Raw genomic sequence first — 23,284 nt, forward strand, 5'->3', positions numbered from 1 at the left:
ACAGATGATGAGCCAAATCACAGGACGATCGGTAAAGCTGCAGCGCAGCATCGTAATTGGCTTTGGTCTGCTTGCGGCACTTCTCGTGCTGGGTACGATCCTCGTTCCTGGGTTCATCTCGCCCCGTAACGCGCGTTCGGTATTGCTGCTCGCCGCTTTCCTGGGGCTTGCATCGTTGGGACAGACGCTATGTGCCATGGTCGGCGCGCTTGATCTTTCCATTCCCTATGTCATCGGGGGAGCGAATATTCTCTTTCCAAGCCTGTTGGTCACCGGGATGCCTGCCTGGCTGGCCGTGATAGTGGTCGTTCTTCTGGGAGCAGCAATCGGGCTTGCGAATGGCTTTTTGAGCTTCAGGCTGCAGGGCCAGGCTCTCATCATGTCCCTAGGGGTCGGCTTCGCATTTGTCGGCGCGGTACAACTCTACACCTCCATCGGTTCCGACTACGGCGGAACGGTTTTCGCCCCCGTACCGGACTGGCTCCGGAATATCGCCGCGTTCAACGGGAAGACCTTCGGGCTGCCCCTGCCGCCCGTGGTGCTGGTGTGGCTCCTCGTCACGCTCGTCACCATCTGGGCTCTGTATAACACATGGTTCGGCCGCTCCATCTACGCCGTCGGCGGCAGCAGGACTGCAGCGGCACGGCTTGGCATTTCCGAAACCAAGGTCTGGACCAGCATTCACGGTATCAGTGGGGCGATGTCGGCACTGACGGGCGTATTGCTGCTCGGGTTTTCCGGCGGCGGCTTCGTTGGCGTCGGAGACCCATATCTCTTCACCACCGTTGCGGCCGTTGTGATCGGCGGCACCTCGTTGCTCGGTGGCGCAGGCGGATACGGGGCAACCGTTCTCGGGGTACTCGTATTGACGATATTGACGTCCCTGCTGGTCGGGCTCGGCCTCAGCTTTGCCGCGCAACAGGCGATCGTGGGTCTGCTGATCGTGCCGATGGTGGCCGTCTACGCGCGTACCCCGCATATCCGCAACCAGATCTGATCGGAGGGCCGGCAAAATGAAGATTGTCGCGATAACCGGCAATGTCTCGCGCCCCTCCAAGACGCGGGCGCTCGGGGAATACGCACTCTCGAGCGTCCCGCCCGGCCACGCCCGGTATCTGTTTGACCTGGTCGATGTTCTCCCGGTGTTAGGAACCACGCTGTGGCGTTCGGAGGCTCCTGCTGGACTTGCGAACGTTCTTGACGCAATCCAATCTTCAGACGTCCTCGTTGTGGGGACACCGGTCTTCAAGTCCTCGATGACCGGTCTTCTCAAGCATCTTTTCGACCTCTTCGAAATGACAGCCCTGCAGGGTAAACCCGTTTTGATATTCGCAACGGGTAAGGCCGAGGCCCATGGCGAGCATGTCGAGGCTCACCTGCGCTCATTGATGGGCTTCTTCAAAGCCGAGGTTCGCGGTGACTTCATCTATGCGATGGACGGCGACTTCCCGGATTCGGCACCATCTGCGGAACTTCGGGAGCGGGTCGACCGCCAACTCGCACGCACTCTGGGCCATGGTTAGTTCAAGGAGAAGAACATGAAGTTTGCTTCCATCGAGAGCGCGGTTAAAGCAATCGCCGCCGGAGAGATGATCATCGTCGTGGACGACGAAGACCGGGAAAACGAAGGCGACATCCTCGTTGCCGCGGAGAAGGTGACGAACGATCATGTTGCCTTCATGATGCGTTATGCGCGCGGCCTGATCTGCGTTCCCTTGACCGGGGAGCGGTTGGACGAACTGGATATCCCGCTCATGGTGGAGCGCAACTCGGATTCCTTGCAGACGGCGTTCACGGTCTCAGTGGACCTGATAGAAGGCGTATCGACCGGTATTTCCGCAGAAGACCGCGCCAAGACCATCAGGGCGCTTGCCAACGCATCGACGATGCCGGAGGAGCTGTCCCGGCCAGGCCACATATTCCCCCTGCGGGCAAACCCGTCGGGTGTTCTCGGACGCGCCGGCCATACGGAAGCCGCGGTGGATTTCGCTCGGCTGGCCGGGCTCGAGCCAGCGGGTGTTATCTGCGAAATCGCCAACGACGACGGCACTATGGCGCGTCTTCCCGAGCTCAGCGAATTCGCCGCGCACCACGACCTTCTCATGGTGACCATCGAAGCCCTGATCGATTATTGCCGTGAGATCGATGAAAGCGGCCCTCGTGTAGAGGACGCAGCCGCGGCGGCGATGTCCAATGTTTCGTATCTGACGAGCAGACGTTCCACGTGCCCGCAGAGGGAGAGCGGAACTCCTGCGTTGGTGGTCTCCGATACACCAAAAGAAAAGCGCGTTTCGAAGGTGCCAGAGGCCCTCGTAACGTTAACGGACCTTGGATTCGCTGTGCGATGATTGGGCATGACAGACCGTGATCCACGTTATCGCCGCCACCGCTTTCCAGCTAAAATTATTGCCCACGCGGTGTGGCTTTATTTCCGCTTCCCTTTTAAGCCTGCGGATGGTCGAGGACATGCTGGCTGCTCGTGGGATCATTGTCTTGCACCAGACGATCCGCCTGTGGGCAGAGAAATTTGGTCGTACCTTCGCCAACAACAAGCTTCGATCCTACAACGCTGTAAAACGAGAGTTCATGCCGGATGTAGCGCTTCGGCTCCACCCTGTTCCACACCCCACCCCATGACCTCACCACGAGCCATCATCGCGAACTGGGAGTAGCAGCGATGAACCTATGGGCCCAAATTGCTCGCGCATCACTGACAAAACAGACCGGCGTCACGGGCTCGCCTCTTTGCCCTTAAGTCTAAGATTCCCGTCGAAGTGACGGCGAGGACCGGCTGCAACCCCTCAATTGCCCTGTTCGCCCGTCGATGGCGATAGGCGGACCTCATGCTTGGATACCGTTTCGGGAAGGAAGTGATGATGTGGAGAGTTGAGAGTGTCCCCCTCATTGACCATTTCTCGCTCAAAGGCACTTGCAGCGAGGAACTCGCGGAAGCGCTTTCCAGGCTTTCCCCGCAGTCACCAGCGCATGTAGAGGGCGATAAGACGATCGCCTACGATATACATGCGATCGCCAACGGCCCGATTGCAGTTATTGCTGCGCACTACGAGGGCGACCTCAAGGTACAGCACCTGGGACCGGCGGAGGCAAACATCATCATGCTTCCACTCCATGGGCGATCGGTCGTTACCGTGGACGGCAGACAAATCCCGTCGGAGGGAAGGCGTGGCGTTTTCGTGAACAGCATGTCGGCGAGTGCAACCCAGTTCATTGGGCCCAGAAAACATTTGGGTCTCAGGATCGCCCATGATGAATTGACGCGCCGCTTAGAACGTCGGCTCAATACGCCGATAAGAGGCAGCCTCGATTTCTCGCCAGAAATCGATCTGTCGGTCGGGTTCGGCTCTCTTTTGGTGCAACTGGTACCAGTGCTGTATGCTGGATTACGAGACGGAATCCTCCATCAATCACCGATAGCACTTAATCACCTCACCGAAACGACGATGGAGCTTTTGATCGAAGCTGCGCAGCATCGCTACTCACCTGAGTTATGCCGCGTTGCTGAACCACCCTTACCCAAGGCCGTTAAGCGGGCGATCGACTATATGCGTGCCAATATTGCTCGGCCGCTATCTCTTGAGGAAATCGCAACGGCCTGTGGTGTTAGCCGACGCACTCTTCAGAACGGTTTTCGCAACTTCCGAAATACGACCCCTCAGGCATTTCTGCAGCACCTTCGGTTTGAATCAGTGCATGAGGAGCTGATGAAAGGAGAGCCTGGCCTCTCGGTCACCCAGGTCGCTCTGAAATGGGGCTTCGTGCATAGAGGCAGGTTTTCTGCGGACTATCGGAAGCGCTATGGAGTACTTCCCTCGGAAACATTGCGTATATCATAGGCGGATTGCCGATCAGGCGGCGCGCTCGACCGTCTTGAAGGCGTGATAGCAATAGAACTCTCCAACAACTGGCTGGGCCCAATATCTGTCTTGCTGATGATCCCCTGAACGCAACGATGTTCCGATCTGCGCAACGCAGTTCCAAACCAGTACATGGGTTAATCATCTGGTAAGTGTGCCGCGCTCATCTCACACATAGCGGTCGACATCACAATGTTCTGAACCGCATCGCTAATGGAAGCCGGTGTAATTTTTAGTCCATGAGGAACATATGTCGAGACTGCCGCTATCTCTACTTTTAATGATTTTGGCAATTATCCCTTTGACGGCTTTCCTACTCATAGGAGTATCGACATCACTGGGCTATTACCACGAATACTCTACGTTTCGAAGCGCGCAAACAACGCAGCAACTTGGGCGGGAAGGTGGGTTCCTGGCCCAAGCTGTAGCGGCAGAAGCGTTTGCAGGCGCCGACGTCCGTCGGGCAAGACGAGCCGCATCGGACAGCGCTTTTACAGCGGTCTTTTCCGCTTACGACTCTTGGAAAAAGGCATTCGACGATCCGGCCATAGAGCGGGCAGTACAGATCATTCGGGAAAGGCGGGAGAATATCGACAGCTTCCGCCGGCGCGTCGATGACGGGACCGCTGGCGAGGCGGAGGGAGCCGTTGCCTTGCGCCCAGCTGCCGTTGCGGGTTTGGAGCTCGTCCGTCGCACTGGGGCGACTGTCAATGACTTGGACTTGGCACGTCAAATCACCGGTTTTCACGCGTTGATGCAGATCACGGAAGCAAGTTTGCTGGAGATCAGGCCGGGCCGAGCCTACATCAAAAATTCAGTAATGTCCGTCGATCTATTTTCGTCCCTCTTACAGTCGAAAAATCTAAAGCAGCTTTATGTGCCCACCATGCACGAATTTCTCCCTGCCGATCTCGTCAAATCGTATGACGACTTCGAGGCCAGCGCCGCAGGCAAGTTCATCGCGGACGTTCGCGATCAGATGTATGCGAACCAGCCGGGCGTTTCGTTCCCCGCCGAGACGTTGGATCGATGGAGTGAAATGACCCAACAGCGGGCTGCTTTGTTGACCGAACTCGTTATGCGCACCGGCGACAAGTTGGACGAGATGGCATCTCAGCGGTACGCCGATCTTCGCAATGCCTTTATCGGCTACTCCGGCGCCACACTTCTGATCATGTCGACGGTACTCATTCTGAGCATTTCGGTCGTTCGGAAAATTTCAAGCTCCATTCGAACACTGACAAGCCGGATGAAGGCACTCGCAGAAGGGAATACGTCGGCGCCGGTGCCCTTGACGATCCGACGCGACGAGATCGGCGACATGGCGCGTTGCCTCGAGTTTTTCCGCGGCGTGGCCATACAAAAAAATCACCTGGAGACATCCGCGGAAGCTGAGCGCGTTCGTTCTGACCAAGAGAAGCTGGATATTCAGATAAGGGCTGAAGAAGAAGCAGAAGAGCGCCTCGTCCGAGCGACGACGGCATTGGCAACCGGGTTGAAGCGGATGGCGGATGGAGACCTGATTTATGAGATCGACGAACCGTTAGCGCCACAGTTCGAAAGCTTGCGCAGGGACTTCAACGCATCCATTCGCCAGCTCCGGGACGCGCTTGTTACCGTCGGCCATTCAGTCGAAACGGTCACGAATGGCAGCTCGGACGTCTCGGCCGCATCTGAAAATCTTTCAAGACGCACCGAGCAGCAGGCGGCTTCGCTCGAGGAAACTGCAGCCGCGTTGGAGGAAATAACCGCCAACGTTGTATCGACGACAAAGAGGACGGCTGAGGCGCGCGGAGCCGTCCGACAGATGCGAGATCATGCGGAAATGTCCGGTCGCGTTGTGCGCAATGCTATCGGAGCCATGAACCGCATTGAAAACTCCTCTAAGCAGATTGCGCAGATCATTAGCGTCATCGACGCGATCGCCTTCCAAACGAACCTCCTGGCGCTGAACGCTGGCGTCGAAGCAGCGCGTGCTGGCGACGCGGGAAAAGGCTTTGCGGTTGTTGCCCAGGAGGTCAGGGAGCTTGCACAGCGCTCAGCGACAGCGGCGAAAGAAATCAAGGATCTCATCGGCAATTCAGCTCTGGCGGTCGACGAGGGCGTAAGGCTCGTGAGCGAAACCGGCTCGGGCCTGAGAACGATTGAAGAGCTTGTGCAGGATGTAAATCTTCATATGGACGCAATCGCAACAGCCTCCCAGGAACAATCGTCGGGCCTGCGCGAGATCAACGGCGCGGTTAATCATATGGACCATGCCACTCAAGAAAATGCGAACATGGTCGCGGAGATGAATTCTGCAGGATCACACCTCGCTCAAGAGAGCCAAAGCCTCGCCGCGCTGTTGAGACATTTCCACTTCGAGGAAAAGAGCGCGGATTTCCAGCCACAGACGGTGACGGGCGAACTTGGAAAGAGGTCCCCGGCCGGTCAGACAAGGGTTGGCCGCGGAAACTATCCGATGCGCCGCGGTAACCTAGCACTTGCGCCTTCGAACGATGATTGGCAAGCGTTGTAAATCTTAAAGGCGGCGTCGCCGACCGCAGTAAAATACGCATCTTGGCCGATTGTGAACGAGAGCGATATCCCGGTGGGGTAAGCGGCATAATACTCCGCCAAATGACTTGTGCGGTCCAAAAAAACCGTGGCTTGACACATGATTGTTCAGCCACGTTACAAGAGGACTGGCACATGACACAGATACGTCAATCGGAACTAACATCCCGCCTCGGACAGCTTGTAGAAACGCAGATGGCGACTGATGCTCAAACCATCCAGGGGCGTAACGTCTTACGCAATGCGGTCAATGCCAGTCCTCCGCTTGCCACGGGCATGGCATCGCCATTTTCGGAGGCCTCCGTTATCCGGCCATCGCATGGTCACGACGAGGATGTCGCTAATCTGGGGCAACCCTTTGAGAAGTCTTTTCGGGCGCCCCCCCGGCATTCTGAGTCAACCGTCGACATGCCATTCGACGCCGAAGAGATGTCCAGTGCCGTCGTGCTCGACGCCATCCCACTACCCGTCTTCTTCAAGAACAGGGATGGGGTTCACCTTGGTTGTAACAGGGCGTTTGAAAGCTTCTCCGGCCGCTCAAGAGCAGAGATTATCGGAAAAACCGTTTTTGATTTGGTACCCGCACCCATAGCCGAGACGTATGCCGCGTTGGACGAGGCGCTTTTTGCAAATGGCGGTGTTCAGCAATATGAAGCAAAGGCCACCGCGGAAGATGGTGGCGTGGTTGATCTTTTACTCAGCAAAACAGCGATCACTGATATCGCCGGTAACAGGATCGGCTTGGTTGGCGCGATGTTGGACATCACAGAACGAAAACGTGCGGAGCATGATCTCAAAGAGGCTCTTGAATTCGCAGAGGGAATTATCGCCGCCATTCCTGACGTTCTGTTCGAGGTAGATGCCGACGGTCGCTACCTGCAGGTCTGGGCAAGGAATCAGGAGCTCCTGGCGCAGCGAAAAGAAGTGCTGCTCGGTAAGCTTGTCCGCGATGTGCTCCCTCCAGATCAGGGCGACATCGCTATGCTGGCACTTGAAGAAGCCAATGAAACCGGCGCCTCCTACGGTCGGTGTGTCCGTATCGCCCTACCAAACGGCGAATCCCGTTGGTTTGAACTGTCGGTGGCAAAGCGACCAAGCAGCAATCACTCGACCGTCACTTTTCTTGTGTTATCCCGCGATATTACCGAACGAAAGCACGCCGAGGGAACAACTATTGAAGCTCGAGCCCGCCTCCTAAGTGTCCTGCAGACCATTCCTGACATGGTATGGCTGAAAGACGTAACAGGCAAATATCTGTTGTGCAATCATGCGTTCGAAGGATTGGTCGGCAAGGCAGAAGCGGAAATCGTTGGGAAAACGGACTATGATTTGTTTACTCCCGAACTCGCCCAGTTTTTTCGGGACAAGGATGAGGAGGCCATGCAAGCCGGCCGTATTCTCATCGATGAGGAACGGTTCACCGCTCACGAGGACGGCCGATCAGTGCTTTTGGAAACTCGTAAGGTTCCGGTATTCTCCGGGGGAAAGCTGACCGGGATTCTCGGCGTCGCCCGCGATATCACCGAACTGGACACGTCCCGTAAGAAAATCCGTCAGATGGCATTCTACGATTCTCTGACCGGCCTGCCTAACCGGACACTTTTCAATGAACGGTTACGCGAGATGATCAGGGACGCGGCTTCGGCGGGCCAGCGAGCCGGGGTGATGCTGGTCGACATGGACCATTTCAAAGCAGTCAATGACACTATGGGACATCCAGTCGGTGACGAGTTGCTGCGGCAGGTGGCGACCCGCTTGAAAGAAGGCGTCCGTACCAGCGACACAGTGGCGAGACTCGGTGGCGATGAGTTTGCTGTCTTGCTTCCGAATGTTAAGGACAATGACGATTTGGCTCAAATTGCCAGCAGAATGCTCGCCGCATTCGGAGAACGTTTCATGCTTTCCGACAGGGAGTTCTTTGTATCCTGCAGTATTGGGATAGCGGTATTTCCAAATGACGGCGACGCACCCGACGATTTGGTGAAATATGCGGATTCTGCAATGTATTTAGCAAAGCGTTCGGGGCGTAGCAACTTCCGCTTTTACTCAAGAGATCTCACGATTGGGGCTGAAAAGCGCCTGGCGCTAGAATCAGACCTACGCCTTGCTATGAAACATGGGCAACTTGAACTCCATTATCAACCAAAGGTCCTTTTGGACAACGGAAAGGTGATCGGTTCAGAAGCCCTGCTTCGATGGCATCATCCGAGGTTGGGAATGATCCCTCCGGGCGAATTCATTGGTGTCGCCGAGGAAACCGGATTGATCATCGATCTGGGACGATGGGTGCTGCATGAGGCGTGTCTGACTGCTGCCGTCATGAACGCAGATGGACTGCCCCCGCACAAGATCGCGATAAATTTGTCTCCCAAGCAGTTTCAATGCCCGCATTTGTCGCAAACGATCGCGGACGTATTGCAGGAAACCGGTTGTCGTGCGGAGTGGATCGAGGTCGAAATAACTGAGAGCCTCCTGCTCCACAACTGTGAGGGCGTTTCGACGACACTCTCTCAATTGCATGCGAGCGGAATTTCCATAGCGATCGATGATTTCGGCACCGGCTACTCATCTTTGAGCTATTTGGCCAACTTTCCCATTGATACCCTCAAGATCGACCGGTCATTCATCAATCGATCCGACAAGCGTAGTCGGGAACTGGTGAAGGCAATTCTCTCGATTGCGCGTTGCCTAGGGCAAAATGTGGTCGCTGAGGGCGTGGAGACGGTTGAACAAGAAAAATTCTTGACTGAAAGCGGCTGCGCTGTGGCACAGGGCTTCTACTATAGTAAGCCCATTCCGAAGTCCGAACTTCTCGTCGCGAACGCACGCCCCTGAGGGCATCGTGACGGCAACGGACCTTGGGATTTGTCGTGCGATGATATGGCATGATGGATCGTGATCCACTTTGTCGCCGCGAGCCCTTCTTGCTGAAATTATTGGCTACGCGGTGTGGCTTTAGTTCCGTTTCGTTTTTGAGCCTGCGGATGGTCGAGGACATGCAGGGCCGCTCGTGGGATCATTGCCTCGCACCAGACGATTGGCCTGTGGGCAGGGCACTCTGGTCGTACCTTCGCCAACGACATTCGCCGCCGCAGTTCCGGTCGGCTCGCCCACAAGTGGCATCTGGATCAGACCGGTGTTTCGATCCGTGGCAATAAGCATTGGCTCGGACGAGCCGTAGATCAGGACGGATTTGTTCTGGATGTGCTCATACAAAGCCAGCGACGTACCAGACGGCCATGCGAGCCGCACATCAGCCGGCTGCCGACCTCGTTCCATTCCAATCCTGATTGTCGCGGTGCCGCTGTTGATTGTGCGCGTGAAGCATGCGCTCGAGGCCGACGCATAAACGTCACGGAACCTGATGTCCCAATGTGAGGGACGAGGCGGACCGTCATTTTCACGCTATAAGGAGCGCAAAAATAGCCACTTTATCAAACTATCCCAGTTGCTTAGCTAAAATCACGTAAGCTGAATTATGGAACATCCATATCGTACGAAGCATCGGAGGAGATGAGCCAGATGTCGGAGGCCGCACGGGCCGACAGGGCAAGCAGACAATCGTTTAGCCGGTCTCTATTCGTCTTCTGCCCGGGCGTGCCAGCAAGGCCGCATAAGTGCGAAACACACGAGAAGTTCCGATGATGGCGCGTCAGCCAGTGGAAATGTATCGTGCGACACGCGACAAACCGTAGGAGATGAAATTTCGCTGTACGAAGCCGACAGCTTTCAAATCCCCAGCTCGTAATGCGCGGCAGAGTTCGTCTAGCTCCTCTTTCAAGAAGCGGGTTTCATCTTCCCACATACGGTCAACAAAGGTGTACCAGACCCGGGAAGCCTGGAAGTAGAAGCGATCATGAATGTCACGAACCGCAGAATTGCCAATCAGTGCGTTGACGGCGAAGTGAAGCTCGTGATTGATCTGGAAGAACTGCTCGAAATCGCGAGATTGTAACAGCTCTTCAACGCGAGGGATCAGCGCCTCGATATCTTCGAGAGACTTGGCCGCCCGCTCCGGCCTGCCGAAATCACCGATCATCTCGCTGAGTTTCAGGCGGAATGCGTAGACATCCTTGAACTCCTGGAAGTCGACTCCGGTGACCGTCGTGCCGACGCCGTTACGCGTCTCAACCAAACCTTCATAGTCGAGCCGCTGTAATGCTTGTCGAATCGGAGTTCGGCTCACCTTGAATTCCGCCGCAAGCTCGGTCTCGACCAGCAGCTCGCCGGGACGATATTGCAATAGGCAGATTCTGTCGCGGAGAACGCGATGGATTTCGGTCGCCTGCCCACGCGGAGGCGCGGCTCGTGGCGTCTCGCGCCTGAATGCAGCAGCTTTAGCCATCAGCTCTCTCTGAAAAGGCGGCCATATTTGTCGTTCCGGTCATTGACGCCCGCCAGACGCAAACAATCCCACATCATTGCCTGGTTGCTCGTGATTACCGGCTTTCCGGTCTCGGCTTCAAGTGCCTTAATAATATCTACAGACCGAAGAGCTCCACAGCTAATGAAAATCGCGTCCGATCCAGGTCGATCCACCTGCCTTGCAAACTCGAAGATGTAGTCCGGCGTGACGCGCACCATATCCTCGTCATTCTCGATGTTCAGCCCCTGAATGTTCAATACTTCGAACCCGCGCTCTTCCATATAGACGCGCTCGATCTCGTTGACCGGATCGACGTAAGGCGTCGCGACGGTGATCTTCTTGCCGTTCACGGCATTCAAAGCCCGCATGACCCCCGAAATGATGGAAGTCGGCTTAGCGCCAGGCGCACCGCGCGTGAGCTCCGCAAACACATTGTCTTCGCCAATCACAACGCTGCCAGAGGTACATCCGTAGCAGATAACATCAAGCTGCACTTCGGGGACAATCAGTGCGGCGGCATCTCCGATGCCCGACGCCATGGCGGACAGGGTTCCTACATCCACCCGGTTCGCCATGGGCGCTCGCTGAAAATGCACCCCTACTCCTTCCGGAGCCAGCTTGAACATGTCCTCTTCGATGGTCTGCTCCATGGCCAGGAGCACAAAGCCTATCTTCGCCCTGTGATGACGACCCGCATCAAAACGAATGCCGCCACGCCCGAGGGAATCTTCAACCGCGCCAGTCTTTTGCATAACCGAAACTCCGTCTCCCTACCAACCTGTACACAGCAGCTTTGAATGCCGCAATATTTATCGCTTAAAATTGCCAAACAAGAGTGATTGACAGAATTTTTGGAGCTGTTTACTCATTGCTATATCCAACCTGCATACAGCTCGGAGAAGGCGGAGATAGATGAGACCAGGCAGAGAACGTACCGAGAAACTCAAGAATGCTCTTCAGGCAGCCGGGTTTGAAAGCGCCATCCTGACGAACCCGGATTCCATCGCCTACTTCGGTGAATACCTCGACTATCTTGGAATCGACTTTGGGCGCCCAACCTTGATGACCGTCCCAGTAGACGGCGAACCGACCATCATCACACCGCTGATGGAGTCGGAAATGTGTGGCCGCATGAGCTGGGTCACCGATATCCGTCCTTGGAGCGACGGCATCGACGACGAATGGCGCAGCGTCCTCAAGTCTGCGGTCGAAGGCAAGTCGCGCCGGGTCGCCATCGAGCGGCGCTCAATCCCGGCCCTCGTGGCAAATGATCTGCTTCCCATGCTTCACGGTGCAGAAGTGGGCGATGCTGGCGCCCTCATATCGGAAATTCGGATGATCAAGTCGGCCGATGAGATCGAAATCATGCGCAAGGCTGGGGAAGTCGCGGTCGCGATGGTTAAGGGAGCTCGCGAAGTGATCGCAGAAGGAGTTCCGGAGTATGAGGTGGCGCTGGCAGTAATCGCCGCTGGAACGCGGAAAGCTGCTTCCTTCCTGGATGACAGCAAGGATCGCTTCGTCTCGCCGACCATCTATAATCTGCAGATCCTGCAGTCCGGCACGGACGTCTGCCTCGTTCACCGCCGTTCTTCTGTGCGGGAACTCAAAATGGGCGATCCGGTCTACCTCTGCTTCTGCGGCATCGCGAATTTCCGTAACTACAAGCTTGGTTTCGACCGCGAATTCTTCGTCGGCAGCGCTACCGATGAACAGGCACGGGTCTACGAGACCGCCGTCGCCGCTCAGCAGGCTGCACTCGCGGCAATCAAGCCCGGCATCGCATGCGAGGAGATCAACGCGGCAGCCGAAGCAGTCTATACGGAGGCTGGCTTCTCAGCAGGCTACCGGACGGGTCGCTCGGTTGGTCAATCATTCCTTGAGTCGCCCGAACTCAAGCGCGGCGAAAAGCGACTTCTCGAAGCAGGGATGACCTTCGCCGTCGACGGCGGCATCACGATCGAGGGCAGCTTCGGCGGCCGCATCGGCGACTCGATCGTCGTCACTGACAATGGATTCGAGTACCTGACAAACTACCCGCGCGGACTTGCAGTCGTTTGAGGCGGTGCATTGGGCACCTCCGTACAGCTCGTCACCATTGAGAACCCATAGGGCTAAATGCTGTCGCGCCGACCCTTGAGGGAAAGCATCGAGAAACCAAACAAATTGCGGCATAGCCGCTCTCAATCCAGTTCATCCAAACCGGCGCCAAGATCGGTCAATCCAGAGGAGTAACAGGAATGACACGAATTTCTACTCTGCTCGCGGGTATCGCACTCGTCAGCATCGCTACATCGTCCACGACTACCTTAGCAGCCGACCAGCTCGTGATTGCATCTTTCGGCGGTGCCTATACGGCAAGTCAGTCGAAGGCCTTCATCGAACCGTACATGGCAGAGAGGGGCGCAAAAGTCCTGACCGCCGACTACAATGGCGGTCTCGCTGAACTCCGGTCCCAGGTGCAGTCCGGCAACGGTGCATGGGACGTCATCGATCTCGAGCTGCAGGATGCTTTGAGAGCCTGCGACGACGGTCTCATCGAGAAGATCGACCCGGCACAACTTGCGCCCTCAGCCGACGGCACTGCCGCGTCCGACGATTTCCTGCCGGGCACCCTAATGGATTGCGGCGTTGGCACGATCATGTGGTCGAATGTCATCGCTTATGACAGGACTAAGTTCCAGAACGGCGGACCCAAGACGATCGCCGACTTCTTCGATCTCTCCAAGTTCCCGGGCAAGCGCGGGCTCAGCAACAAGCCCAACGTCAACCTCGAGTGGGCGCTCATGGCGGACGGCGTTCCAAACGACAAGGTCTATGAAACCCTGGCGACCAAGGAAGGTCTCGACAAGGCATTCGCCAAGCTCGACACCATCAAGAAGGATGTAGTGTTTTGGGGCGCGCATGCCCAAGCGCCGCAGCTGCTAGCAGATGGTGAGGTCGTCATGACCGCAGCTGCCAACGGCCGCATCTATGACGCCATTTCCAAGGAGAACAAGCCCTTTGAGATTGTTTGGGATGGCCAGATCTGGAACCTCGACGTCTGGGCAATCTCGAAGGCCTCCAAGAACAAGGATGCTGCGCTTGATTTCGTGAAGTTCTCGACCACTGGTGAGCGCCTTGCTGACGTAACCAAGTACATCAGCTACGGTCCTGTCAGAAAGTCCTCTCAGAACCTGGTACCAGAGGCGATCCGAACCAGCCTGCCGACCTACGAAGCCAACTTCAAGACGTCGCTAGCCAACGATCTCGAATTCTGGGCAGATCATCAGGATGAGATCAACCAGCGCTGGGCAACCTGGATGGCAAAATAGTTCGTTCTCGAATTCACATGGATGGCCGGGGGGATACCTCTGGCCATCCGATTAGACGCGGTGGCCGCGCCAGCAGCACTAGCCAGAATGAGAGATCATGAATTCCGACAACAAAGCGTTCGTGAACTTCCACGAAGTGCAAAAAAGCTATGATGGAACTTCCCTCGTCGTGAAGTCCCTCTCCCTTGCGATAGCGAAAGGCGAGTTTCTTACAATGCTTGGCCCTTCCGGCTCAGGCAAGACAACGTCGCTGATGATGCTCGCGGGATTCGAGCGCCCAACGGGCGGAAAGATCGAGGTCGGCGGTCGCGATCTGACCCACCTTCCTCCACACCGACGCGACATCGGCATGGTATTCCAAAACTATGCGTTGTTTCCGCGTATGACGATCGAAGAGAACGTCGCGTTTCCGCTCGTCGCGCGCAAGATGCCAAAGCCGGAAATAGCGACGCGGGTTCGCGAAGCACTCGAACGAATCCGGATGGGCGCCTTCGCCCAGCGTCGTCCCGCACAGCTCTCCGGCGGCCAACAGCAGCGTGTGGCCCTTGCCCGTGCCCTCGTGTTCGAGCCTTCGCTGGTTCTCATGGACGAGCCCCTTGGCGCCTTGGACAAACAGCTTCGCGAGCACATGCAGATGGAAATCAAGCATCTGCACGAGGAACTCGGCCTGACGGTCGTATACGTCACGCACGACCAGGACGAAGCGCTCGCGATGTCGGACCGCGTCGCGGTTTTCAACAACGGCATCATTGAGCAGGTTGGTCCGGCCCGCGCGATCTATGAATCGCCCGAGACGGTATTCGTGTCCTCGTTCGTCGGCGAGAACAACCACCTTATCGGAACCGTAGCTTCGGTCTCCCAAGGCCAGTGTGTCGTCACCCTGGGTAAGTCCACGATGCATTGCGTCGCGGTCGGCTCCCTGAAGCGGGGAGACGGCGCGGTCTTGTCGCTCCGACCCGAGCGCGTCTCGCTCATTCAGGATGGCGTCAGCTTCGCGAACACGGTCAGCGCCACCGCGAAGGAAGTCGTTTACTTCGGCGACCATCTTCGCCTGTCGTGTCAGCTCGAAGACGGCCAGACTCTGACTATGAAGCAGCCCAATCGAGACGGTATCGCTCAGATAACCGTAGGCCAATCGGTGGTGCTTGGCTGGCAAGCTACCGATGCCCGGGCACTCCTATCCCAGGGAGGCGGTCATGGCTGATGCCTCTGCCGCCGCATTCGCAACGCCTGAAGAGATCAATCGTCAGGTTGCGCGCTCTCGACGCAGCGAAATGCGCAAGGGCCTGCTACTTCTGGCACCTGCTCTGATTTTCCTTTTCTTTACGTTTCTGCTTCCCCTGGGATACATATTTCGTCTGAGCGTCTACGATCCCACGATCCATGACGGCCTTCCGCGAACGGTAGAAGCACTGCGAACCTGGAATGGGAACGACCCACCGGACGAACAAACTTTCCAGGCCCTCGCAGACGACCTGATCGATGCTCGTAAAGCAGACACCGTGGGATCCATTGCCAATCGACTGAACGTCGAGGCAGCGGGTCTCCGGAGTGCCGTCACTAAGACCGCTCGACGGCTGGGTTCCAAGCCGCCTGCGGACCACTACTCGGAATGGTTTCAGCAGGCGGACCCAGTATGGGCCGAACAGAAAACCTGGCAGGCTATCAACCAATTGCGCAGCTCGGTCAGCGCTAATTACTACCTAGCCGCCGTCGACCTCCGGCGAGACGCTTCTGGCAGCGTTGAACTAGCGCCCGAGGAAAACCGCATCCATACGACCCTGTTTGCTCGGACATTCCTGGTGGCGTTTTCCGTCACGGCGCTGTGCATTCTTCTCGGCTATCCGGTGGCATACCTTATCGCCACGTCTTCGAAGGTGGTTGGCTCGATCATGATCGTGCTGGTTCTCCTTCCATTCTGGACATCCCTTCTTGTCCGGACGACCGGATGGATCGTTCTCCTGCAGTCACAGGGCGTCCTGAACGACATGCTCGTCTATCTCGGAATCATATCCGATGCGAATAGAGTAAGGATGATCTACAATCTCGCGGGCACGTTGATCGCGATGACGCATATCCTGCTGCCTTTCTTCATTCTGCCGCTCTACAGCGTGATGGTCTCGATTTCCCCTATTTACATGCGCGCAGCACAGTCACTGGGTGCCCACCGCTTCTACGCATTCTGGAAGGTCTACTTCCCCAACACCCTTCCGGGCGTGGGCTCCGGCGCGCTCTTGGCGTTTATCCTGGCCGTTGGGTACTACATCACTCCTGCCCTGGTCGGAGGACAGTCGGGCCAAATGATCTCCAACATGATCGCGTTCCATGTTCAGTCATCTCTCGACTGGGGACTGGCAGCGGCACTTGGCATGATCCTTCTGTCGGTCGTTCTTGTGCTCTACGCCATCTACCACCGCTATTCCGGCGCCAACCGTCTGGTGAACTGAGGAAGACACATGCACAGTTATACTATCGAGACGGTCTGGTCGGTTCTCTTCAGGATAATCTGCTGGGGAATCCTTATCTTCCTGATCGCACCGATCTTCGTGATCGTTCCGCTGTCGTTCAACGCGGAGCCCTACTTCACATTCACCAGCGGAATGCTGCATTTTCAGTCGGAAGCATTCTCCACTCGCTGGTACGAGGCCTTCGTATCGGATACGGGCTGGATGGTAGCCGTGCGAAACAGTTTCTTCGTCGGCATTCTCTCAACGCTACTTGCGACGACGCTAGGCACTCTCGCAGCGTTGGGCCTCAATAAGCCTCTTCCCATGCGTAGCCTGATTGTCAGCCTTCTGTTGGCTCCCATGATCGTGCCGATCGTCGTATTGGCGGCCGGAACCTACTTCGTATTCGCAAAGGCGGGTCTCGTGGACAGCTACCTCGGGCTCGTGCTTGCACACTCCACATTAGGCCTGCCGTTTGTGGTGGTGACCGTACTCGCGAGTCTTTCGAATTTCGACCAGGGTCTTGTGCGCGCAGGTCTGATCTCCGGTGCCCACCCAACAATGGTTTTCCGGCGTGTCACACTTCCACTGATCGCCCCCGGGGTTATGTCAGGAGCTGCTCTCGCATTCGTCACGTCGTTCGACGAGGCGGTGATCACGCTCTTCCTGTCGCCCAGCCCCGGCTACTACACTGTGCCTCGCAAGATGTGGTCCGGCCTGCGCGAGCAGATTAGTCCCACGATCCTGGCTGTCGCGACGACGTGGATCGTGTTGTCGCTTGTTCTGATGGGGCTAATGGGCGTGCTCCGCCGCCATTCGGCCAAACGCTCTGCCAAGCCAGTCGACTAGCGGTATCTGGAACACGCCATGACCGAATACGTAGGCAAGGATGACCCGCTGACGATCCTAGTCGGCAACAACCTTGGCCGTACAACGTGGGTTTCGCAGGTGCCCGTGGCGAGGCTTGTGCACTCCGCGGTTATTCCGAACGAATTCGCGACGCCGCCACTGCCGGATAAGGGCCCCGCCGACAGCGTTCGGCAGGTTCTATACGGACTCGTGTCGGGCGCGCGAGTTCGAAGGGTCGAAGAGGGCGTGTCGGTTATCTCGGAGTTCGACAGTATCCTGTCGTTTCTAAAGCCCGCGCCAAAGCGCGCGCTCCGACCCGTTCTCGCTCATATCCGGGAAATCATTCCCGATAACATGGCGATACGCGCCGAAAGGATATTTTGGCACACCCGGGAGACCTTGGGGTTCAGAGTTCACATCCCTGTCGACTATCCGTGGCGCCTTATCTCCGGACACGCGGAATATGAGGCGTGCAGCCTGGCGCTCGACATTTGCAACCAAATCGTCAGCACGAAATCTTACCCCGCTGCTGAATACTTTCCGACGGTGCAGGAATTGAGCGCTGGCGACTTGAGGGTCTGGCTTGAAGCCCTTTGCGCTTCCCACTCGTTCACCAAGCTCGCTGCAGAGTTCTACGTTGGAATTTCGCCCGAGGAAGAACGCGAAATCTTCCTCGGGCTAGCAGAGGGCTGAAGGGCAAGGAAGCCGGAAGACTGTCCCTGCGGATTAGCGGGTGACTAGAGGAACGCCGCGACTTGCGCTCGTCCGCTATGCGCAGGATCTTACGGCTCACGAAGTGTCAGCGACGATCGCAGTCAGCTGTATTTCCACCAACGCGCCACCTGGGAGCGAAGCCACTCCCACCGCCGCGCGAGTGCCAATCCCGTCAGGTCCCAACTCCCGGCAAAGCCAATTTGAAGCATGATCAGCAACGCGAGAGTGCTGATTGAAATCGTCCGTCGCTGACACGAACACAGTCATAGTCAACACGCTGCTGATCATCTCTCCGTCCCGCAGCAAACGGCGCGCCGCCGCAATTGCGTTGGAAACAGCCAGTTCAACTGCGTCTTTCGAATCCTCAGCGCGCTGATCATTCGTGAAGGTGCCGGTGTGAATGAGACGACCTTCCCTTCGAGGCGTCATCCCAGACGTAAACACCATGTCCCGATGCCGTTTTGCTAGGACGTAGTTGCCATTCGCTATCAGCGTGAGGCCATCCGTGGCAGCCCCGGTAGTAACGCTTTCCATGAGACGGCTCCCTGCCAAATCTAACTATGATAACGATCAGCTCAGTTCGAAGCTTTCTCCCGCGGTCCTGTAGGCAGCCTTAAGCGTGTTCGCCATGAGCATGGCTATGGTCATCGGCCCAACACCTCCCGGAACAGGCGTAACAGCTCCTGCCACGCTTGCGACTTCCTCAAACGCAACGTCGCCGACGAGCCGCATTCTGCCTTCCCCCAATTCCGTTGCCGGAACACGGTTGATGCCGACATCGATAACCGTGGCGCCCCCCTTAACCCAGTCGCGCTTGACCATTTGAGGCCTGCCGACCGCCGCTACGAGAATGTCAGCCTCTCGGCAGACCACGCTTAGATCCTTGGTTCGAGAGTGAGCGACTGTCACGGTTGCGTTCGCCGCGAGGAGAAGCTGACCCATTGGCTTCCCGAAGAGGTTCGACCTACCAATAACGACCGCCCTCAGGCCCGAAAGATCGGGGCCGTGAATCGCACGCACCAGCACCATAGCTCCCGCCGGGGTGCAGGGAACGATGCCAGTGGTGAGGTCGCCGACCGCCAGCTTGCCAGCATTGACCACACCAAGACCATCGACATCCTTTTGCGGCAAGATTGACTGAACAATCAACCCGCTATCGAGATTTGGCGGCAAGGGCAACTGTACCAAGATCCCGTGAACATTGGCGTCGTTGTTCAGCCGTTCAATCAGTTCGGCGAGTTCAGACTGGGTGGTCTCCTCAGGCAGCGTAAACTGGAAAGATGCGAAGCCGCACTCCTTCGCCATCTTGCTCTTGGCGGCGACATAGGTGTGGCTCGCAGGATCGTTTCCAACAATCACAACTGCCAGACCGGGCTTTACACCTTTATCGGCGTCGAGAACACCAGCTGCCCGCTTCACCTGCGCCACCACGGAGGCCGCAACAGGCTTTCCCTCGATCAGCGTCGCTTGCGTCATCCCATCCGCTCCGACGCGAAGCTGCCCGGGCTTGCGGGGAAGACCACTGTGCGGTTTCCATTCATGAACACTCGGTGGTGGATATGCGCGTGAATCGCGCGTGCAAGGACCTGACTCTCGACGTCTCTGCCAATCGATACGTAGTCATCTGCGCTTTGCGCATGGGTAATTCGGACGGTGTCCTGTTCGATGATCGGACCCTCGTCGAGATCCGCCGTAACGTAGTGCGCAGTTGCGCCGATAAGCTTCACGCCCCGCTCGTAAGCCTGCTTGTACGGATTGGCACCCTTGAAGCTGGGCAGAAACGAGTGGTGGATGTTTATGATCTTTCCCGACATCTTCGCGCACATGGCGTCCGAAAGCACCTGCATGTATCTCGCCAGCACGACGAGCTCGGTGCCCGTCTGCTCAACAATCTCAATGATCTGCGCCTCGGCCTTGGGCTTATTTTCTTTCGTTACCTTGATGTGGTGGAACGGGATGTCGTGGTTCACCACTACCTTCTGGTAATCAAAGTGGTTGGAGACGACGCCAACGATATCGATCGGAAGCGCTCCGATCCGCCAGCGGTAAAGTAGATCGTTCAGGCAATGCCCAAAGCGAGACACCATGAGGAGAACCTTGGTCCTCTGGGTCTGGACATGAAGCTCCGTGGCCATTTGGAACTTCTCTGCGATCGGCTTCAATGCTTCCGCAAGGGCTTCCGCTCCGACGCCATTCTCAGAAATGAACGACACACGCATGAAAAAACGGCCCGTACTGAGATCGTCAAACTGAGAACTGTCGATGATGTTACATCCGGCGTCGAACAGGAAGCCGGAGATTGCTGCCACGATACCTCGTGTAGACAGACAAGTCGCGGTGAGCACATAGGTGGTCATTACTTACCTCCGAATGGTAAATTGGATCCGGCCAGCTGATGGACGGCACTTTGGACATCAGATTGGGAATGCGCAGTGGCCCGCGCGCGGACTGGTACGTCAGGCGGAAGGCTTCAAGTAGCTGTGGAACGCGTCCAGATCGACATTTCCTCCAGAGACAACGGCAACGACAGTTTTTCCTTTCCAACGTTCAGCATTACACAGAACGGCAGCGACAGCGGCAGCCCCGCCCGGCTCGGCAACGAGCTTCAAATGATCAGCCAACGTCTGCATCGCCGAAACCACGTTTTGCTCCGAGACCGCAAAACCACCTGCCAAGAGCGTCTTGTTTATGGGAAACGTTTTCTCTCCGGGAATCTGCGTCACTATCGAGTCGCATATTGAGGAATGACCGGGATCATTGCCCACCCGTTCTCCCGAGAGCAGCGATCGACGGGTGTCGTCGAAGTATTCCGGCTCCGCGGAATAGATAGTGGTTTCCGGCGACAGCTCTTTCATAGCTGTCGCGATGCCAGCGATCAGCCCGCCTCCGCCCGCAGGGCACACCAAGGCGTCGGCCACGATGTTTCGCTTGGAAAGTTGGTTGGCAACTTCGATCCCGATGGTGCCTTGTCCGGACATCAGAATGTAGTCGTCGTAGGGGGGAACGAGTACGGCTCCCGTCTCTTCTGAAATGTCACGAGCAATTTTAGCCCGATCGCCTGTGACCCGGTCGTACGTGATCACCTTTGCGCCATACTCGGCGGTATTGCGCAACTTCACTGCGGGAGCATCTTCCGGCATCACGATTGTTGCCTTCACCCCAAGCTCAGTAGCTGCGGCCGCAACTCCCTGTGCGTGATTTCCGGAGGAGAAAGCAACGACCCCGGACGCTCGTTCCTGTTCCGTGAGCGACGAAATCTTCACGTAGGCGCCGCGGATCTTGAAGGATCCGGTACGCTGCAAGCACTCCGCCTTGACGAGAAGACGAAAGCCTAGGTGCGTGTTGAGCAGCTCGGATTCCAGCAGAGGCGTGACGCGCGTTACGCCTTTGAGAGTGCGAGAAGCCTTGGAGATCATATCGTAGTCGAGCATTTCGTAACTTTCTGAATGCATGTCAGGCGGGCCCTAATAGCGGCCCACGAAGCGGTGACAATCTTGTGCGTAGTCGTGACAGGTTTGCTCAAAGAGACTCAAGTCTTCTGGCGTGTCGCAGTAGCTCATGACGAGGCGAAACCATTCCTTGCCGCTGCCGAGTGGCCAGGGCCGCAGGATCAAGCCCTTGTCAGCCAACGCACGCGTCAGTCCCCGAGGAATTGAAACGAAGATCTCGTTGATCGCAATCGGATGCGCGAACTCGATGCCTTCACAAGACTTCAATGCAACCTCGATGCGGGCAGCATTGCGGTTGGCCTGCGTCGCATTTTTCCGCCACAAGTCGTTCTCGAGAAAGCTGAGAAGCTGTGCCGACATGAAGCGCATTTTGGAGGAAAGATGTCCTGCCCGCTTGTGCATGTGGCCGAGGACCTTGGCGAGGTCCGGGTCGAACGTGATGACCGCCTCGGCGTTCATCGTGCCGTTTTTGGTGGTGCCAAGCGTCAGGATATCCACTCCAGCTTGCCACGTCATCTGAGCAGGCGTCGCCTGCAAAGACACCAACGCGTTCGAGAACCGGGCGCCATCGAGGTGTACCTTCAGCCCAGCCCGATGTGCTGTTTCACTTAGGTCGCCAAGTTCTGCCAGTTCATAAAGTGTCCCTGCCTCCGTTGCCTGCGTGGCGCTGACAGCGCTGGCCGCCATATGGTGAACGTTCCCAATGCCGTGGCTACTCAAGGCTTCTTCAAGCGTCTTCGCCGATACCTTGTTATGTTCACCTGGGAGAAGGGTCATACGCCCGCCGCCACTATAGAATTCAGGCGCGCCGCCCTCGGTGGTGACTATGTGTGAAGCCTGGTGACAGAAAATGGTACCATAGGGCGGTGTGATGGCACCAAGCGCTAGACCGTTGCCTGCCGTGCCCGATCCAACCGGAAAAATGTAGGATTCGCGTTCGAAGAAATCCGAGTAGGCTGATTTGAGCCGCGCGGTCACCTGATCTGCCCCGTATGCCGTCTCAACGCCATGATTGCAGGCGAGCAACGCATTCATGACCTGATCACAAACGGGCGAACCATTGTCGGAATTGAAGTGGTAGGTAGCGATCTCACGTCCTCCCATCCGGAGCGAAGCCGCCGCCGTATTCCGCGGAGGCATCTTCCAGCACTTCCCAAAGGTAGTCGGCGGACGCGAAGTCTGTGAGGAGGTGAAGCCCTTTGGAAGGGGCGCCGATCTCTCTGATGATTACCGCCCCGATGCGTGCGACGATGGTCTGTGCGATTTCACCTTCCGGGAAGTTCGCGAGACGAAGATCGACGCCACAAATCTTGGCCATCATCTCCGGCACTCGTGTGCCCTCAAGGAAGAGCCAGCTGTGGCTGTCAGCGCGTGGCAGCGGATATCCCATTCGAGCGGAGCTTTCAGTGCTTCCTTTCGCCCACGTGGCCTCAAGTTCCGCAGAAACGGATCCGGGGGATTTCCTGCTGTCCAGGACGAGATACTCTTCCTTTCCAAGTCTGGCGACAACCGTGCCATCTGCGAGCGTCACCGCCCTGTTGGGCCGGTCCGGTATGGCGGAAACTTGAGACGCGGTCCAATCGCTCGTTCCAGCGCCCTTAAAGCCTGTCCTTCCGATCGGTGTGAGATCATGGATCAGTACGCTTGCTTGCGCGCCGAGTACGTTGCGGCGCTCACTGATCCGGTGCGCAAAAGGGCTCCTAGCGATCGCAGCCAT

Annotated in this window: 20 protein-coding genes and 2 pseudogenes; 14 read left to right on the forward strand and 8 right to left on the reverse strand. The window is 56.9% G+C overall.

The genetic code is table 11. From position 1 onward, the window contains the following. The first annotated feature begins 4 nt into the window (after positions 1-4). From CCGE531_RS33105 to CCGE531_RS35140, 8 genes and pseudogenes are all read left to right on the forward strand, one after another. Positions 5-997, forward strand: coding sequence for an ABC transporter permease (locus CCGE531_RS33105; protein WP_245459636.1), 993 nt, complete (start codon positions 5-7; stop codon positions 995-997). A 16-nt stretch (positions 998-1,013) separates the two neighbouring features. Further along, the gene (locus CCGE531_RS33110) at positions 1,014-1,523 is read left to right on the forward strand and encodes an NADPH-dependent FMN reductase (RefSeq protein ID WP_120671093.1); all 510 of its coding nucleotides are present in this window, start codon (positions 1,014-1,016) and stop codon (positions 1,521-1,523) included. Between the two features lie 15 nt (positions 1,524-1,538). Beyond that, positions 1,539-2,348, forward strand: a complete 810-nt coding sequence (ribB, locus tag CCGE531_RS33115) for a 3,4-dihydroxy-2-butanone-4-phosphate synthase (RefSeq protein WP_120671094.1) — start codon at positions 1,539-1,541, stop codon at positions 2,346-2,348. 6 nt (positions 2,349-2,354) lie between these two features. Next, positions 2,355-2,544, forward strand: a pseudogene (locus CCGE531_RS35135) (IS6 family transposase); the annotation flags it as partial. Between the two features lie 299 nt (positions 2,545-2,843). Beyond that, a complete protein-coding gene (locus CCGE531_RS33125) occupies positions 2,844-3,854 on the forward strand; it encodes an AraC family transcriptional regulator (RefSeq protein WP_205586544.1) in 1,011 nt (336 codons plus the stop codon). Positions 3,855-4,125: 271 nt separating this feature from the next. Then, positions 4,126-6,393: a methyl-accepting chemotaxis protein gene (locus CCGE531_RS33130; protein WP_120671095.1), complete on the forward strand. Its 2,268-nt coding sequence runs from the start codon at positions 4,126-4,128 to the stop codon at positions 6,391-6,393. Positions 6,394-6,566: 173 nt separating this feature from the next. Beyond that, entirely contained in the window at positions 6,567-9,266 is a 2,700-nt protein-coding gene (locus CCGE531_RS33135; RefSeq protein ID WP_120671096.1) for a bifunctional diguanylate cyclase/phosphodiesterase, read from the forward strand. Positions 9,267-9,539: 273 nt separating this feature from the next. Continuing rightward, positions 9,540-9,650: pseudogene (locus CCGE531_RS35140) on the forward strand (DDE-type integrase/transposase/recombinase); the annotation flags it as partial. A gap of 433 nt (positions 9,651-10,083) precedes the next feature. Here CCGE531_RS35140 and CCGE531_RS33145 read toward each other — a convergent pair. Together CCGE531_RS33145 and CCGE531_RS33150 are read right to left on the reverse strand one after the other, a co-directional pair. Further along, positions 10,084-10,776, reverse strand: coding sequence for a GntR family transcriptional regulator (locus CCGE531_RS33145; RefSeq protein WP_205586545.1), 693 nt, complete (start codon positions 10,774-10,776; stop codon positions 10,084-10,086). Next, a complete protein-coding gene (locus CCGE531_RS33150; protein WP_120671097.1) occupies positions 10,776-11,549 on the reverse strand; it encodes an arylmalonate decarboxylase in 774 nt (257 codons plus the stop codon). Before CCGE531_RS33150 ends, CCGE531_RS33145 begins: the two co-directional genes overlap by 1 nt. Positions 11,550-11,709: 160 nt before the next feature. Between CCGE531_RS33150 and CCGE531_RS33155 the strand changes: the two genes are divergently transcribed. From CCGE531_RS33155 to CCGE531_RS33180, 6 genes are all read left to right on the forward strand, one after another. Continuing rightward, positions 11,710-12,855 (forward strand): Xaa-Pro peptidase family protein, encoded by a 1,146-nt coding sequence (locus CCGE531_RS33155; RefSeq protein ID WP_120671098.1) that lies wholly within the window; start codon positions 11,710-11,712, stop codon positions 12,853-12,855. Positions 12,856-13,034: 179 nt separating this feature from the next. Continuing rightward, positions 13,035-14,108 carry an ABC transporter substrate-binding protein gene (locus CCGE531_RS33160; protein ID WP_120671099.1) on the forward strand — a complete coding sequence of 358 codons (1,074 nt, stop codon included), beginning with the start codon at positions 13,035-13,037 and terminating at the stop codon, positions 14,106-14,108. Between the two features lie 97 nt (positions 14,109-14,205). After that, entirely contained in the window at positions 14,206-15,312 is a 1,107-nt protein-coding gene (locus tag CCGE531_RS33165) for an ABC transporter ATP-binding protein (RefSeq protein WP_120671100.1), read from the forward strand. Beyond that, a complete protein-coding gene (locus CCGE531_RS33170; protein WP_120671101.1) occupies positions 15,305-16,555 on the forward strand; it encodes an ABC transporter permease in 1,251 nt (416 codons plus the stop codon). Before CCGE531_RS33165 ends, CCGE531_RS33170 begins: the two co-directional genes overlap by 8 nt. Positions 16,556-16,564: 9 nt before the next feature. After that, the gene (locus tag CCGE531_RS33175) at positions 16,565-17,404 is read left to right on the forward strand and encodes an ABC transporter permease (RefSeq protein ID WP_120671102.1); all 840 of its coding nucleotides are present in this window, start codon (positions 16,565-16,567) and stop codon (positions 17,402-17,404) included. A gap of 18 nt (positions 17,405-17,422) precedes the next feature. Then, the gene (locus CCGE531_RS33180) at positions 17,423-18,097 is read left to right on the forward strand and encodes a hypothetical protein (protein WP_120671103.1); all 675 of its coding nucleotides are present in this window, start codon (positions 17,423-17,425) and stop codon (positions 18,095-18,097) included. A gap of 96 nt (positions 18,098-18,193) precedes the next feature. Here the strand turns inward: CCGE531_RS33180 and CCGE531_RS33185 are convergent, their stop codons facing one another. The 6 genes from CCGE531_RS33185 to CCGE531_RS33210 form a co-directional block, all read right to left on the reverse strand. Continuing rightward, complete coding sequence (locus CCGE531_RS33185) at positions 18,194-18,652, reverse strand: RidA family protein (protein WP_120671104.1); 459 nt, start codon at positions 18,650-18,652, stop codon at positions 18,194-18,196. Between the two features lie 36 nt (positions 18,653-18,688). After that, on the reverse strand, positions 18,689-19,594 hold the full coding sequence (gene folD / locus CCGE531_RS33190) for a bifunctional methylenetetrahydrofolate dehydrogenase/methenyltetrahydrofolate cyclohydrolase FolD (RefSeq protein WP_120671105.1): 906 nt from the start codon (positions 19,592-19,594) through the stop codon (positions 18,689-18,691). Next, the gene (purU, locus tag CCGE531_RS33195; protein ID WP_120671106.1) at positions 19,591-20,475 is read right to left on the reverse strand and encodes a formyltetrahydrofolate deformylase; all 885 of its coding nucleotides are present in this window, start codon (positions 20,473-20,475) and stop codon (positions 19,591-19,593) included. Before purU ends, folD begins: the two co-directional genes overlap by 4 nt. A gap of 99 nt (positions 20,476-20,574) precedes the next feature. After that, complete coding sequence (locus CCGE531_RS33200) at positions 20,575-21,549, reverse strand: threonine/serine dehydratase (RefSeq protein WP_120671107.1); 975 nt, start codon at positions 21,547-21,549, stop codon at positions 20,575-20,577. 33 nt (positions 21,550-21,582) lie between these two features. After that, positions 21,583-22,707 (reverse strand): beta-eliminating lyase-related protein, encoded by a 1,125-nt coding sequence (locus tag CCGE531_RS33205; RefSeq protein ID WP_120671108.1) that lies wholly within the window; start codon positions 22,705-22,707, stop codon positions 21,583-21,585. Then, positions 22,658-23,284: a sarcosine oxidase subunit gamma family protein gene (locus tag CCGE531_RS33210; RefSeq protein ID WP_120671109.1), complete on the reverse strand. Its 627-nt coding sequence runs from the start codon at positions 23,282-23,284 to the stop codon at positions 22,658-22,660. Before CCGE531_RS33210 ends, CCGE531_RS33205 begins: the two co-directional genes overlap by 50 nt.

This window comes from Rhizobium sp. CCGE531 (assembly GCF_003627795.1).
GTDB lineage: Bacteria > Pseudomonadota > Alphaproteobacteria > Rhizobiales > Rhizobiaceae > Rhizobium.